Raw genomic sequence first — 14,457 nt, forward strand, 5'->3', positions numbered from 1 at the left:
AAAGGCAGGACAAACCTCCATTCGTACGCTCTTCCGTTGGCGCAGTATATAGATAGATGCCCTTCAGCCGTCATTATTTGGCAGATTTGCCCAAAAAAGCAGGGGGTTATAGAAAATCGCTAAATATAACCCACGTATGGGGTTGCTGCCATGTCGTCCTCGACATTTGATGCGTCGCCGCACTTCGATGAGCGGTCGCCTCTGCTGCCCCGCGCGCACCGGTCGTTGAGGCACAGCGCGCCGTTTCGAGGCGGAGCTTCTCGGAACGATGAGGCGTGTCACGAAGTGGGAATGTGGAAGTACGCAGCTGGAACATCATGCGATGCATACGGTGGGCGCGATGCATGTATTATGTTCGGTTATCGCGTGCCGTTATCGGCGCGAACCTGCTATGAATGCGAGAGGAGACCCATGACGCAACCTGCCTCCAACCATGATGCGCAGAAGGTCTTGGTATTTGATTTCGGCGCCCAGTATGCCCAGCTTATCGCTCGCCGCGTGCGCGACCTGCATGTCTACTCGGAGATCGTTCCCTGCGACATCTCCGCCGACGAGGTGCGCGCGATGGCGCCCTCCGCGCTGATCCTTTCGGGCGGCCCGGCGTCAGTGTACGCGGAAGACGCTCCCACCGTGGATCCCGCCATCTATGATCTTGGCTTTCCCATCCTGGGCTTCTGCTACGGCCATCAGGTGACGGCCGTCACGCTCGGCGGCGAGGTGGGCCACTCGGAGATCGGCGAGTACGGTCCCGCAACCATCGAGCGCGATCGCGAAAGCGCCCTGTTCAACGCCACGCCGCTCGAGCAGACCGTGTGGATGAGCCACCGCGACGCTGTCTCCCGCGTGCCCGAGGGCTTCACGGTGACGGCGAGCACCTCCGTGTGCCCGGTCGCCGCGATGGAGGACGCCGAGCGCCGGATCTACACCACGCAGTTCCACCCCGAGGTCAAGCACACCGAGCACGGCCAGCAGCTGCTGCGGAACTTCCTGTTCGACATCTGCGGCCTTAAGGCCACGTGGACCATGGATAACTTGGTCGAGAGCATGACCGAAGAGTTCCGTGCGGCCGTGGGCGAGGACCGCGTGATCCTGGCGCTGTCCGGCGGCGTGGACTCCTCCGTGGTGGCGGCGCTTGGAGCCCGTGCCGTGGGACGTCAGATGACCTGCGTGTTCATCAACCATGGTCTTCTGCGCAAGGGCGAGCCCGAGCAGGTGGAGGAGGTCTTCACCAAGCAGTTCGATGTCGACTTCGTGCACGTGCACGCCGAGGAGCGCTATGCCGCGCTGCTGGACGGCGTGACCGACCCGGAGGAGAAGCGCCGCATCATCGGCACGCAGTTCTGGAACGAGTTCTTCGCCGTGGCGACCGAGCTCGAGCAGGATGGCCGCCCGGTGAAGTACCTGGCTCAGGGCACCATCTATCCCGACATCATCGAGAGCGGCGCGCGCAAGACCGGTGGCAAGACGGCCACCATTAAGAGCCACCACAACCTCATCCCGTTCCCCGAGGGCGTGCACTTCGACCTCATCGAGCCGCTTGATCACTTCTTCAAGGACGAGGTTCGCGAGCTCGGCCTGGCGCTGGGCCTGCCCGAGCACATCGTGTACCGCCAGCCGTTCCCGGGCCCGGGCCTGGCTATCCGCATCATCGGCGCGGTGAGCCCCGAGAAGCTCGAGATCTTGAAGAACGCTGACGCCATCGTGCGTGAGGAGCTGGATGCCTATAACGCGCGCCTGTTCGAGCAGACCGGCGAGCGCAACAGCGAGCACGCCTGCTGGCAGTACTTCTGCGTGCTGCCCGACATCAAGTCCGTGGGCGTGATGGGCGACGAGCGTACCTACGCGCGTCCCGTGATCCTGCGCGCTGTGGAGTCCAGCGACGCCATGACCGCCGACTGGGCCAAGCTGCCCTACGAGGTGCTCGCGCGCATCTCTGGCCGCATCGTGGCCGAGGTCCCCGGCGTGAACCGCGTGGCCTACGACATCACGAGCAAGCCGCCCGCGACGATCGAGTGGGAGTAGCGAACGTATGTTCGTATCAGCAATATAATAGCAGGCAGATGGGGCTGCAGCATTTCTGCAGCCCCATTTTGCTCTTGGAGGGATTGATGTCGAAAAGCGCTCTATCCAATGCGTTCAGGATGCCGACTCCGGTAAAGATAACCGGTCGAACGTCGAGCATCACGAACTCATTCGTGAACGGGGTCATTCCCGCAATCATGCCGAGCAACGAGGAGATCGCCCTCGCGCTCGAGGTTCTCGGCATGGACGCCTCGGGCGTGCGCTGCGCCTACTGCGGCGACCCCGCGACGGAGTGGGACCATCTCAACGCTATCGTGCGACGTAAGCGTCCAACGGGCTACATCTCGGAGATTCACAACCTCGTTCCTGCGTGTGGGAAGTGCAACCAGTCGAAGGGCAACAAGCCCTGGAGGGAGTGGATGTTCGGTCCGTCGCCGCTGTCGCCCGCGTCGCGGGGTGTGGGGGATATCGAGGATAGGGCTGAAAGGCTAGCCGACTACGAGCGGAGATTTCCTCCGGTGAGAATCGACTTAGAGGCATCGGTCGATGAGGATCTGTGGAGTGCGTACTGGGGTGCGCACAGGCGCCTTGTCGAGGAGATGAGGCGCTGTGAGGAGCTTGCGACCGTTGTTCGGGAGGAGATTTCCTCTCGGGTCGAGTTGCTGCGGGACGGGCGGATCGATTCTGGACATTAATCTGGACAACAGTGAGAACATGACCAGAAAAATGTCCTGAATAGGCCAGGGTTTATCCTCTGCTATTGAGAAAAAATGCCGTATACGGCGAAATTGCTCAATAGAAATCGCGGGAGGTTCAAGGTAAGGAATGCATGGGGGCTTTGGGGGGCGAAGGCGAAGCCGCTGGTTCTTCGGCAGGGAGGCGCCGCCGACCGGTTGTTTCGGGCGAGCTTCGCCGGCACCGCTCTGAGCGGGGGCGGCCGAGCCCGAAAGAAGCCGGAAAAGCATCGCGGCCCTTGCGGGGAAAGCGGGGCCCGTGACAGGCTGCGCGCACGAGGAATAACCGGCATCCGCCGGCCTCGGCTCGTTGCTATTGGGTTGTCTCTGGATTTTGTCTGATCGGATAGGCACCCGGCCGAGGGGAAGTCGGGCCCTGCTCTGACCACTCGGACTTACTCTTACCCGAGTTGGCCGCTTCATGTGGCGGCATGTCATGCGTCTGAGCTGCTGTTTTCATGCAGCGGGTAGCCGGGTTGCTGCTGGGCTACTCGGAACTACTCGGACTTACTCGAACCCAGTAAAACGGCTTGTCGAAATGACTGTCGAGGTGTTTACCTGTGCTTTTATCAGATTACGGCGCAAGATGGGCCAATCGCCACCCTTACCTACTCGGAACTACTCGGACTTACTCTTACCCGCTCGGCCCCGCAGGCCCGGGAATCTCGCCGGGCCTGCGGGGCCGTCTTATCAGTCTTAACGGGAGCGGGGGAAGGAGTAGTACTGGGACGGGTCCTTGGGGCCGGAGCCGTGCCATGAGAGGATGCCTTTGCCGACGAGGCCCCTCAGGGTCGACCTGGCGAACTTGGCGCTTCTTCCGAGGTGCTCGGACAGCTGCTTGACGGTGACCTTGCCCCTTGCATACACGATCTGAACCGCTGACAGCTCGGGCTCGGTGAGGGCCCTGTACGCGTCCTCGCCGACGATGCCGGAGACGGTGTCGCTCTGCCTGAGGACGCGCGACGTTATGCTGTTCTCGAGCGTGAGCAGCACCGAGGAGTCGTTCGGCTCCGAGAAGACGGGGTCGTTGAGGAAGAAGCTGGCCATCTCGTCGTAGATCCTCTGCACCCCCTCGTTGAGCTCCCTCACCCAGCCGAACTCGACGAGGGTGCGGGCGATGATGGGGTTGCGCGACCAGCGGGTGTGGCGCATGTTCTCGAGGGTGACGATGTTGGGAAGCTTTCCGGGGCTGAGGATCTCGAGGTGGTCGTCGTACATCATGACGCGGATGTAGTCGCCAGAGTAGGCGTAGTTCCTGTGCGTGACCGCGTTGACGAGGCCCTCGAACCACGCGAACTCCGGGTACTCGGGGATGATCTTGAACTTCCCGTCGTCCCCCAGGAACTGGAACTCCCGGAGCTGGCTGGAAATCATCTGCTTGGCACCCTCGATCACCTTGGGGAGGGGCCCGTCGAAGGTCCTGTCCTTCACGATGTTCAGGCGCCGCCCGGTCTCCATCCTGCTGCCGTCGAAGCGCATGACCCTCACGCGGGCGCACGGGATGAACTGTGTGGGGTTCCTTGCGAACAGGAGAACCCCCGCGTTGGTGAGGTGCCCGTCGACGAGCATCCCCCTGCTCCTGAGTATCTGCTCGTAGGGGGCGTCGGTCCCGAGCTCCTCCCGGTAGCGGTCCATCACCTCGCGGTCGATGTCGTCGATGCCGGACCTGTCTGCCAGCTCGTCCTCGAAGCGCCTCTGGTTCTTGTCGTACTCGAGGGCGCGAACCTGCTCGCGGTCCAGCCGGACGCTCTCGTCCTTCTGCCTGAGGAAGACCTCGCCGTCGCGCTTTCTCGCGATGACCCGATCTGTTGAGGCCTGGACGTCGAGGACGAGGATGCGATCGCTCTCCCCGCTCGAGTTGGTGACGTTGATCTCCTCGGCCCTGACGGCGGGGACGGGGTCGCAACACGTGATGGGGGCCTGGAGGAAGTCCTCGATGTCGTGGGCGCCCCTGCGCCTGAAGCCGGTGATCTCGCCGTCGTCCTCGATGCCGATGACGAGCTTGCCGCCGGATGCGTTCGCAAAGGCGCTGATGTGCCTGGAGATGTCGTTAGCGTCCTTCCGGGCGCTCTTGCGGTCGAAGTACTGGTTCTCCTTTTCCGAGGAGAACCGTTTCGGATCGTTTTGTTCGATGGGGTGCTGCATCGGGCCCTCCTGTCCTTGGGCGATATTTTATCGTACGGTTGCGGCAGGCTGACCGATGAGGTTCGCCCCTCACCTCCGCGACATGCCGAAGATGAGGGCGTCCTCCCGCTCGACGTCCGAGGGCTCCGCCTCGCCGCGCATGGCGGAGAACTCCCGCGCGAGGAAGTCGACCGTCCAGGCGAGCCCCTCGTCGACCTCTCCGGCGGACCGTATGCGCCTGAGCTCCCGGTACACGCGCGCCATCTCGTCGCGGAGCATCTTGTAGACGCGCACGTCGGGCCTGACGACGACCTCCTCCCCGAGGGCCCGCTTGTAGAGGTAGTCCTGCTTGGTCATGCCCGACGTGCGCGCCATGAGGTCGATGCGCCTGGCCTGCTCGGGCGTGACGCGGAAGCCGATGGTGACGCTCCTCTCGCGGGCGGAGTTGGGGCAGGGCATGTCAGTTCTCCCTTCTCGCCCCGTCCAGGGCGCGGGCCATGTCGACCTGGACGCTGGGGAACAGGTGGGCGTAGCGGTAGGTGATGTCGGCCGCCTCGTGGCCCATGCGGTCCGCGATGGCGAGCGCGGTGAAGCCCATGTCGATGAGCAGCGACACGTGGCTGTGCCTGAGGTCGTGGACGCGGATCGGTTCGAGGCCCGCCGCCTTGCTGCCGCGCGCCATCTCGTGGCTGAGGAAGTACTTGGTCACGGGGAAGATCCGCTCGTCGGGGTCGAGGTCGAGGAGGGAGAGGAACGCCTCCATCTCCTCGGCGTAGAAGCCGGGCATGGCGATGACGCGCTTCGACTTCGGGGTCTTCGGGTCGGTTAGGACGTCCTGCCCGTCGATGCGCTGGTAGGACTCCGCGATGGTGAGGGTCCCCCGCTCGAAGTCGAACCTGCGCGGCTTCAGGGCGAGCAGCTCGCCCCCGCGCACCCCGCACCAGTAGAGCCACATCAGAACGTTATCTTGTCGCCCTTGGGGCCGCGCAGGGCCTCCAGCTGCTCGGAGGTGAAGTCGGCGTACTCGAAGGGGTCACCCTTGTCGCCCCTCTCGCCGTCGTCGCCCTTGTCTCCCTTGGGGCCGTGAGTCAGCGTCGCCGTGGTGGTGCCCGTCGCGTCGGTGACCGTCACCACCGCGCCCGCCTCGATCGCCCGCCCCGCCGTGGCCACCGCGCCCCGGGCCGTCGTGACGGCATCCTGCGCCTTGGCCACGGCGTCGGCGATGACGCCGTCCGCGTCCTCGAACTTCTTGAGCGCGTCGAGGAACATCGAGTAGCCGTCGGAGTCGCCGCCCTCGCCGCCGGCGAGCGCGGGCCCCACGAGCACCGCGAAGGAGAGCGACGAGAGCGCCCGCTCGTCTCAGGAGACCATGACCTGCGCGTCGACGGTGCCCTCGGCGCGCGCCATCGCGGCGGGCCAGTAGACCCTGAACTTGCCGGCCTCGGCGTCGACCGCCTCGAGGGGCTCGCAGCCGCGCACGCGCAGCTCCCGGTGGCGCCACAGCAGGTAGAGCGAGGCCCCGTCAGGTCCGCCGCCTCGCCGCCGCGCGTCACCGAGAGCGCGATCCCGCGCCCCTCCGCGTCCGCGGGTGAGGCGACGAACGGCCCCGCGAAGGGGGCGTCGCACTCGTCCCAGACGACCTCGCGCAGCCCGTCGCCGTCCAGCGGGAACGTGCTCTCGTCAGCCATGTCAGAACTCCCTCTCGCCCAGGTCCTCGTAGGACGCCACCGTGTCGGACGCCGTCGCCGCCGTCTCCTCGACCGCCGTCACGCGCGCGGCCACGTCGGCCGAGGCCGCCCACGTCGTGCGCTCGACCGTGCCTAGCGTGAGACGCACAACGGGCCTGTCCTCGCCGAGCTCGCGCACGCGCCGCACGCAGCGGGCGCGCAGGTGCCACTCGGGCGAGCGCGACGAGTCGATCACCGCCACGTCGTCGCCCAGCCGCACGCCCGCGCCGCCGTCCACGGCCGCGACGTCCACCTCGTAGAAGACGCGCGGCTCGCACGCCGCCGCGAGCGCCGCTGTCGTCAGCGCCTTGAGCTCGGAAGCGTCCTCGCAGTCCGGGAACACCGCGTGCCCGAAGCGGTGCGCCTTCCCGCCCGCGCCGTCGGGGCGCCCCCACACCAGGCGCGCGGCCTCGTCGCCCACCCAGTTCGCGCCGCCGTTCACGGAGCCGAACGTGAGCCGCCGCGTGAAGCCGCCCGTGGGCGCGCCCGTCTCGTCGTATATGGGCAGGCCCTTGCCGTAGCCGTAGAGCGCCGTGAAGACCTCGTCCTCGAGCACCGTGCGCGTGCACGCCGCGAGCGACTTGCCGTAGCTGAAGCGCGCCCCGCACCACGTGCCCCGCCGCGCCGGGAGGCTCACCGTCCGTGAGGCAACGCGCCCGTCGGCCACGGAGATCACGGCCTCGGCCTCGCCGCCCCAGACCTCCTCGACGCGGCGCAGCGCCGCGAGCGCGTTCACGTGGTAGAGCAGGCACCCCCGCTCCGTCGCGCCCGCGTCAACGTCGCCGACCGCCCAGCGCGTGTGCGCGAGGACCGCCGCCAGCGCCTCGGAGGCCGTCTTGGCCACCAGCTGCTCCTCCTCGACGAAGTCGCCCAGCAGCTCGCAGAGCGAGGACTCCGCGTAGACGTGCGCGGGCCCGCCCAGAGGCTCGTCGGTGCGCACCACCACGTGCTCGCGCCACACGCCGTCCGTCGGGTCGCGCCACAGCAGCCGCTCGCCCTTCTCGGGGGCGGCCAGGCAGTCGAACTCGATCGTGTCCTCGCCGCCGACCTCCTCGACGTGCGCGATCCCGCCCACCGTAGGCAGGATCCCCAGCCGCTCGTCGAAGCGGTCGAAGAGGTAGAGCGTCGGCACCATCAGAGCCACCTCTCCGTCCACGCCACCGTGTGCGCCGAGCACCCGGAGAAGGCCAGGGAATGAGACCCCGGGGAAAGCGGGAAGAACGTGCTCTCAACCGCCACGTCGGCTGACGCGTCAGTCCCGTCCACCGTCACGGCCTCGGCGGCGAAGTCCATCACCACCACGTCCCCGGCGGCGAAGTCGCGCTCCACGAGCACGTAGCGCCCCAGCTCGTCGGTCACCTTCATCGACGAACCCGCGAGTGCCGTCAGCGTCGCCACGGGCCACGTCGCCCACGTTCCGCCCACCGTCAGCGTGCTCGCCGCGCTCGACTTCCCATCGCCGTACGCCACCGGGTCGAAGCACGTGAACTCGACCTCGCAGGAGCCGCCCTCGAAGAGCGAGTCCCAGTCGGACACCCCGGTCACCACCGCGTCGCGCCACGTCAGAGCGGGCTCGCCGGTGAGCGCGAGCTCCGCGCCCATGGGCGCGACCAGCCACCCGTACATCTCGTGCCGGATCGCGCTGCGCTCCTCCGCCGTGAGCGTCGCGCCCGCGTCCAGGAAGAGGCGCACCTTCAGCGCCCTCGGCGGCAGCTCGCACCCCAGCAGCGCCGCGCCCGGCCGCCCCGGCACCGCGAGCGCGCGCGGCGAGAGCGCGTGACCGGCGGGCTCCACCAGTTCCGCCGTCACGTGCTCAGAGAAGTCGTGCCCGTTGTAGGTGAGCGCGCTCACAGCCGCCCCCGCGCCCGCCCGTAGGCGGTAGCGCGCCGCTGCTGCTCGCGCCCCATGCGGTCGGTCTCCGCAGAGCCCGCGCGCGCCATCGTGGCGTCACGTGCCGCCTGCTGCAGCGGGCTGCTCTTGCGCACCACGTCGCGGTCGTCCATGCCGCGTCCCGCGCGCACCTTGTCACTCATCGAAATCCCTCGCAATCGTCAGGTGTGCGGCAAGGCTCCAGAGCCAGCGCCCGGAACCGTTGCGCCCGAGCGGGCGCGGCGCCGCCGTGTCCACCGCGACGACGTTCACATGCCACCCGGTGTCCTCGCCCGTCCAGTCCGCGAGGCGCAGGTCGCGCTCCACCGCGTGCGCCGTCGCCTCGGCGTCGCGCGGGTCGTCGCAGCACACCGTCACGCCCACCGGAAGCGTGCCGCGCTCCGTGCCGTCCACCTGCCGCGTGTCACGGACGAACTCGCCCGCCGCCAGCACGATCGGCTCGGCGCAGAGGCTCGCCGCAGGCGGCGCGGTGAACACGTTGGCGTAGCCCAGAGAGCGCAGAAGCGCGGCCGCCACATCCGCCGCGCCGCCGCCCGCCGCGTCCCGGGCAGCCCTGTCCGCGCTGCCGGAGACGCCGAACTCGAACCTCGTCATCAGCCCACCTCCAGTTCCCAGTGGTGAACGACCCCGCGAATGACGCAGCAGCGCTTGCACGACCGCACGAACACGCTCGGCCCCGCGCCCACGAGCACGCGCGAACCCGCAGGGATCTCGAAGGCTCCCTCCGAGTTCACCGCGTCCACGATCACGAGGCCCGCGCCGCCGTCGGCGCTGCGATGCGCGTCGGCCACGGCGCTCTCGCGCCGCTCGAAGCGCACGTGGCGCACCAGCACGGCCTCGCCGAACGACCCGTCGCCGGTAGCCGGCCACACCATCATGTCGTCGGGAAGGAGGCGTCTCGGTATCGGCCTCAGGTAGCGCACCTATCTCACCCCCGCGAAGCAGAGGCCCGTCCCCGCGAGCTCCGCGAGCGCGGCCTCCCGCGCCACCTCCGAGCCGGTCGTGCCCTCGTCGCGGTAGTTCGTCACCGAGAAGGACCCGATGGAGAAGCCGCCCACGCGCCCCTCGCCGTACTCGGCGAAGGCGTCGGCAGCCGCGCACACGGCGCGCCGCCAGGCGTCCGCGTCGCCCTCGTCCCACTCATCGCGCACGTCGCGCACCCCCGTGAGCGCGCCCACGCACCTCAGCGCCGCCGGCAGCGCCTCCGCGAAGGCGTCCGCCGCCAGCGCGCCGCCGTACCCGTCCTGGTAGAACCCGTAGGAGACGGGCGCGGGGCCGCAGCCGGCCGCGCCCGTCGCCACGTCCATCAGGCCAGCGGCGTGCAGGAGACGTGCACGCCGTCCAGCTTGTTGTCCAGGAGCTCCACGATGCCGTACTTGCGGTACTTCATCATGTAGCTGTCCAGGTTCTCCAGCTCGTCGGGCGAGAAGACCCTCGAGGCCACGTGCTTGTCGAACTTGATGACCGCCGAGCGCTCCACCACCATGAAGTTGATCGGAGCGCCCGCGCCCACCAGCTCGTAGTAGCTGGAGAGGCTGCCCGCCGCAGGCGAGGACACCTTGGTGTAGGTGCCGGAGCTCTCCGTGTAGTACGTCTTGCCGGGCGTGACGCTCGTGTCCTCGGTCTTCACGTAGCTGCCCTTGGCGCGCGAGTACCCGAACTGGTCCCCGTCGCCGGAGTTGAGCGCGATCGCGCTGTAGAAGCGCGTCTGCGGCACTTCCACGATGCGGGAGAAGCGCTCGAGCACGCGGTTGCTGCGCGCCGGGTTCGCGAGCGAGAAGTCGTCCAGCACGCCCTTGAGCGTCGGCGTGATGAAGAGGATGCGGCTCCCGGTCGTCACCTCCGCCTCGTCCATCGCGTTCGTCGCGGCGCGCAGGCTCGCCAGCACGTCCTCGGCCTCCGCGTCGGCGAAGTCCTCCGTCTCGGGCGTCACGCCCTCGTGCCCCGCGATCTCGGAGAAGGTGAAGGCGTCCGCCTCCGGCGCCACCTGCGTGCGCTGCAGCTCGGAGCCCGCCGCCACGAAGCAGTCGAGGACGCCCGCCTCCTCCACGTCCATGACGTCGGCGAGCAGCCTGATGCCGCGGTCATAGTTGAACGTCTTGGTCTCGAACTCGTAGGTGATCGAGCCGGTTTTGTACCCCACGTTGCGGGTGTAGTCGCCGAGGCCCGTCACCTCGATCTTGGGGACCATGATCTCCTTCGCGTTGCGCCCCGCGCGCGCCATGCGGCGGGGGCTGTTCAGGCACGTCGAGCACGCGGCCCTCTTGTAGACCTCGTCCAGGACGGCGGTGTAGTTCTTGGTGTACGCGACGCTGTTTGCCATCAGTTACTCCTCGCTCTCGGGAAGGCCGGCGATCCTGCGCCAGCGGCTCATCTGCGCGGACTCGTCGGCCCCGGCGGCGCCGGCGCTCGGGAGTCCCGTCGCGCCGGCCGGCGCGGGGGCGGCGGGTGCCGAGAAGAGCCAGGGCTCGGCGGCCTTGAGCTTCTCGATGTCGCCGTCGTGGTCTGCGAGGAGGGCGCGGGCGGCCTTGACGTTGCGCGCCCCGGCGAGCTGCAGCTCGAAGCCGACGCGCTCCTCGTCGCCCTTCCGGCGCAGCTCGTCCATCTCGGCGCGCAGCTTCTCCGCGCCCTCGGCGGTCTTCGCCGCCTCGGCGATCTCGCCCTCGAGCTCCGCGATCCGCGCGTCGCGCTCGGCGAGCGCCGCCTCATAGTCCTTGTGCGCATGGGCAACCGCGGCTCCGCCTTCGCCAGCGGAGACTACCTGCGCCTGCGCCGCCTCGCCCTGGTCGTCGCGCTGCGTCGTCTGCTGCGTCGATCCCTCGTCGCCGAGCTTCGTTTCGTCCTGCAAGCCATCCATCTGCCCGTCCTTTCCATAAGGCGGGCAAAGAAAAAGCCCGCACCCAAACGATGGGTACAGGCTATGGGCGTGTCACAAGATGAGCTCCATATCGTCGGTATCCGTTGCGGGTAATTCATGCTCATGCGAAAATAGACGAAACAAAATGTTGCATTATGGTGCAGAAGGTTGTGATCGAAACGGCAGATAGGCTAAGCAAAGGAACATTCAAGAAATGCGACATGCATCTTCATTCGAGCTCCTGCTACAGCAGGAACTACAGCAAGTCGGATTTCTTTAGCGCCCTATCGAGCGGCGACCTTGATGTGGTAGCCGTAACGGATCACAACAGCGTGGATGTTCAGCTCCTGTCAGAACTGCAGGCAGTGTTGACAGAAGAAGGCAAAACGCTGATAGGCGGAGTCGAGCTGAACGTCAAGCTTCAGCCTGAGACAATAAAACGTCACCACCTAAAGTTGGGCAAAGGCTCGAAAGGCGAGTACTTTCACGCCATAGTGTGGTTCTCGATGGATGACGCTGCAACGATGGCGGAGGTGGTCACTCGTCTGTTTAAGAAGTGCCTGCTTTCTGAAATAGGCGCATCCATTGGAAGCGAATCGGCAATCCAATCGCAATCTCCAAAGTCTTTCTCCAAGATGACCGAAGGAAAAGCAATCTTCCTTGAGGAATTTCAGAAAGAAGCCACTGCGATACCGCACTTCTTCATTCCGCACGAGAACAAGGATCGAAGTCTGTCTGCCTATCTACCGAACAATTGCCCGGAGAACCTGGCGTATAAAGATCGTCTCTTCTACTACAGCCATGCCATGGCGGTTGAAGGAGGGTCCAAAAGCAGAAAAAGTATATCGGCGGGTATGGCTAAGGAACTTCGCACAACAGTGGCTGCTTTGTTCTTCAGTGATGCAGAGTCAGAAGAAGAGATAGGATCCCGCTTTACATGGATTGATTTCGATGGTGACTTGGATTCGTTGCTGCTCGCTATCAGCGATCCTGAAAGCCGCATCAAGACATCTGACGAATACTTTGAACCTCCCCAGACAAACACTAACTCATTTCTAGAATCGGTAACATTTAATACTTGCGTCGAAGGAGATCCGACAGCAGGGAAGACTGTGGAACTTCGATTTTCGCCAGGGTACAACGGCATCGTTGGCTCGAGAGGAAGCGGGAAAACCATGCTCGCATGCCTTCTCGCGGATAGGGGGCTCGACACCTACTCTAACTTCGTAGAAACAGGCAGCGTGAGATACAAATTGCGCGATGGCGTTCCTACAGGCAACCGACCTCAGTGTCTCTACCTTGGACAGGGCGAGCTAGAAGAGATTTACAGGGGAGGTAAGTACGAGGAAATACATTTCTTGGGCGAGCGAGTCTCCCCATTGAAAGAGAAGGCGCAAAAAGAATCGGAACGAGCGTCCAAGAGGCTAGGCGAACTACTCGACCTTTCCAAAAGCCTAGTCATGGCGTTTTGTTCAAAGTACAGCGCTGTGCTCCGCATAGACCATCTCGACATTGCAACACCATCGGGAATCACTGTGGAGAAACCCTTCCTGCCACAAGCGGACATGCCGCAAGTTGAAAAGGCAAAGGATTCTCTCGAGGGGGTTGCCGACGCGCTATCCACAGCATCACAAGTATCCTCCACAGTCTCTTTCAAGGCATCATATCCTGAGAACGAGATACTGTTTGAAGCGCTTGAGATGGAAGCACGCGCTATCCAGCGTGACGTTCTTGCTATTGCGGATCGCGCTAACAGGTTCTCGAAACTTCTGGGGGAAATTGAACCATCTTGGTTCGCAAGTCGCGATGAGCTCGTCTCTCTATGCTCGGAGATACTGAAGAAGCACAATAGAACTGACGGCTCTGCGACACTCGCCCAGTATGAAGAGCAGACAGAGCGCGCCGCTGAGTTCCTAGACGATTTGCTTGCGCTTCGAATTTTTCTCAAGCACATAGATTGTGAGGCTCGAGAAGAGTACGGAAAAATACACAAGCCAATCAGCCCAATGAAACTGTGGAACGGCGAAGAAACCATCGAAGTCGCGCTCTTTTATGAAGACGACTCCTCATATGATGACCTGATTGAAGGTCTCATCGGGTCATCATCCAACAACGATTCCCAGGTACTTGTCGAAGCATTTCTCAGTCAATCCGATGGCAAACGAATGCATAAATGTTTCGATGGGAGGAAATTCAGATCCTGCTCAACATCAAGTCTTATTGAGCACTACCAGAAATTCTATGAATTAGCCAAGTCTTCGATAGCCAACGCCGGCGCTTTGAAAACATTGGTTGCAATTGACGGAGAGCCTATAGATGAAATGTCTCCAGGAATGAAGGCTCAGGCGCTTCTGAAGCTCTTTCTCAACGACGGCATCACTTCAGGGAGATGGACATATATCGTCCTCGACCAGCCGGAAGACAATCTCGATGTTGCAACCATTAAGGAATTCCTTATCGATCGACTAAAGAGCCTAAAGCTTAACGTTCAATTCTTCGTAGTTAGCCATTCTGCGCCCGTCATTGTAAACGGAGACGCGCGAACTGTTGTAGTGTGCCACAACGATAATAAGAGGATTGACTATGCCTATGGTCCGATGAACGACGGGGATATCAAGCAGTCCATAGCAGACGTTCTCGATGGTGGGGAGCGGTATCTGAAAATGCGTTTAAATAAGTACAACTTTCAGGTGGGAGATAGCTGATGATCACATGTGGGGCCAACGGAAACGTCGTCGTTCAAAATGGTGCGGAGTCCTTCGACTTGTCTTCTTCTGACGATTATTCCAATCTTGTTCTGAAACTAACATCTCCTGATGAAAGGGAGCACTTTCCTGCGGAGTTGTTCGAAGTTGATAAGGGTTTGACTGGTGACGAAAGAGCTAAGGCCGAGAGGTATTCTGAGTTCTTTTCCGATTTTATAAATAGAAGGGCAGCCAAACTAGAAGAGATTGACGTCCCGACGTTTGAGCAGCGTGAAGCTTCAATAAGGGCATTTATTGAACGCCTAAGGCGGGAGAACGATAGGTAGAAGTTCTACAATTGCTGTCTTCTGTAATTATTGCCGACTTATTGTCTCTAGAATATCGCCCGCACCACAGCT

Annotated in this window: 16 protein-coding genes; 4 read left to right on the forward strand and 12 right to left on the reverse strand. The window is 63.7% G+C overall.

Annotated elements, in window-relative coordinates; all coding sequences use genetic code 11:
• The first annotated feature begins 411 nt into the window (after window positions 1-411).
• Both guaA and BQ7355_RS04430 read left to right on the forward strand, forming a co-directional pair.
• Window positions 412-2,022 (forward strand): glutamine-hydrolyzing GMP synthase, encoded by a 1,611-nt coding sequence (guaA, locus tag BQ7355_RS04425; protein WP_072415107.1) that lies wholly within the window; start codon window positions 412-414, stop codon window positions 2,020-2,022.
• A gap of 86 nt (window positions 2,023-2,108) precedes the next feature.
• Entirely contained in the window at window positions 2,109-2,717 is a 609-nt protein-coding gene (locus tag BQ7355_RS04430) for an HNH endonuclease signature motif containing protein (RefSeq protein ID WP_072415897.1), read from the forward strand.
• A 735-nt stretch (window positions 2,718-3,452) separates the two neighbouring features.
• On the opposite strand, the gene BQ7355_RS04435 is transcribed toward BQ7355_RS04430, so the two are convergent.
• The 12 genes from BQ7355_RS04435 to BQ7355_RS04490 all read right to left on the reverse strand — a co-directional run bounded on the left by BQ7355_RS04435 (window position 3,453) and on the right by BQ7355_RS04490 (window position 11,354).
• Window positions 3,453-4,901: an ATP-binding protein gene (locus tag BQ7355_RS04435; protein WP_072415108.1), complete on the reverse strand. Its 1,449-nt coding sequence runs from the start codon at window positions 4,899-4,901 to the stop codon at window positions 3,453-3,455.
• A 69-nt stretch (window positions 4,902-4,970) separates the two neighbouring features.
• Entirely contained in the window at window positions 4,971-5,339 is a 369-nt protein-coding gene (locus BQ7355_RS04440) for a plasmid mobilization protein (protein ID WP_072415109.1), read from the reverse strand.
• A gap of 1 nt (window position 5,340) precedes the next feature.
• Window positions 5,341-5,835: a site-specific integrase gene (locus BQ7355_RS04445; protein ID WP_476695866.1), complete on the reverse strand. Its 495-nt coding sequence runs from the start codon at window positions 5,833-5,835 to the stop codon at window positions 5,341-5,343.
• Window positions 5,835-6,200, reverse strand: a complete 366-nt coding sequence (locus BQ7355_RS09165) for a hypothetical protein (protein ID WP_159430440.1) — start codon at window positions 6,198-6,200, stop codon at window positions 5,835-5,837. The genes BQ7355_RS04445 and BQ7355_RS09165 overlap by 1 nt, the downstream gene beginning before the upstream one ends.
• Before the next feature lie 369 nt (window positions 6,201-6,569).
• Window positions 6,570-7,742 carry a phage tail spike protein gene (locus tag BQ7355_RS04455; RefSeq protein WP_072415111.1) on the reverse strand — a complete coding sequence of 391 codons (1,173 nt, stop codon included), beginning with the start codon at window positions 7,740-7,742 and terminating at the stop codon, window positions 6,570-6,572.
• Complete coding sequence (locus BQ7355_RS04460) at window positions 7,742-8,458, reverse strand: distal tail protein Dit (RefSeq protein WP_072415112.1); 717 nt, start codon at window positions 8,456-8,458, stop codon at window positions 7,742-7,744. The genes BQ7355_RS04455 and BQ7355_RS04460 overlap by 1 nt, the downstream gene beginning before the upstream one ends.
• Window positions 8,455-8,640 (reverse strand): hypothetical protein, encoded by a 186-nt coding sequence (locus tag BQ7355_RS04465; protein ID WP_072415113.1) that lies wholly within the window; start codon window positions 8,638-8,640, stop codon window positions 8,455-8,457. The genes BQ7355_RS04460 and BQ7355_RS04465 overlap by 4 nt, the downstream gene beginning before the upstream one ends.
• A complete protein-coding gene (locus tag BQ7355_RS04470; RefSeq protein ID WP_072415114.1) occupies window positions 8,633-9,091 on the reverse strand; it encodes a minor capsid protein in 459 nt (152 codons plus the stop codon). The genes BQ7355_RS04465 and BQ7355_RS04470 overlap by 8 nt, the downstream gene beginning before the upstream one ends.
• Window positions 9,091-9,420 carry a minor capsid protein gene (locus tag BQ7355_RS04475; RefSeq protein WP_072415115.1) on the reverse strand — a complete coding sequence of 110 codons (330 nt, stop codon included), beginning with the start codon at window positions 9,418-9,420 and terminating at the stop codon, window positions 9,091-9,093. The genes BQ7355_RS04470 and BQ7355_RS04475 overlap by 1 nt, the downstream gene beginning before the upstream one ends.
• Complete coding sequence (locus BQ7355_RS04480) at window positions 9,421-9,804, reverse strand: hypothetical protein (protein ID WP_072415116.1); 384 nt, start codon at window positions 9,802-9,804, stop codon at window positions 9,421-9,423.
• Window positions 9,804-10,820, reverse strand: a complete 1,017-nt coding sequence (locus BQ7355_RS04485; RefSeq protein WP_072415117.1) for a hypothetical protein — start codon at window positions 10,818-10,820, stop codon at window positions 9,804-9,806. Before BQ7355_RS04485 ends, BQ7355_RS04480 begins: the two co-directional genes overlap by 1 nt.
• A gap of 3 nt (window positions 10,821-10,823) precedes the next feature.
• A complete protein-coding gene (locus tag BQ7355_RS04490) occupies window positions 10,824-11,354 on the reverse strand; it encodes a nucleotide exchange factor GrpE (protein WP_072415118.1) in 531 nt (176 codons plus the stop codon).
• Window positions 11,355-11,509: 155 nt separating this feature from the next.
• On the opposite strand from BQ7355_RS04490, the gene BQ7355_RS04495 reads away from it, so the two are divergent.
• On the forward strand, window positions 11,510-14,059 hold the full coding sequence (locus BQ7355_RS04495) for an AAA family ATPase (RefSeq protein WP_072415119.1): 2,550 nt from the start codon (window positions 11,510-11,512) through the stop codon (window positions 14,057-14,059).
• Window positions 14,059-14,385, forward strand: coding sequence for a hypothetical protein (locus BQ7355_RS09060; RefSeq protein ID WP_143761725.1), 327 nt, complete (start codon window positions 14,059-14,061; stop codon window positions 14,383-14,385). Before BQ7355_RS04495 ends, BQ7355_RS09060 begins: the two co-directional genes overlap by 1 nt.
• The last annotated feature ends 72 nt before the right edge of the window (window positions 14,386-14,457 follow it).

Origin of the sequence: Collinsella phocaeensis, from assembly GCF_900119895.1 — a bacterium.
Lineage (GTDB): Bacteria > Actinomycetota > Coriobacteriia > Coriobacteriales > Coriobacteriaceae > Collinsella > Collinsella phocaeensis.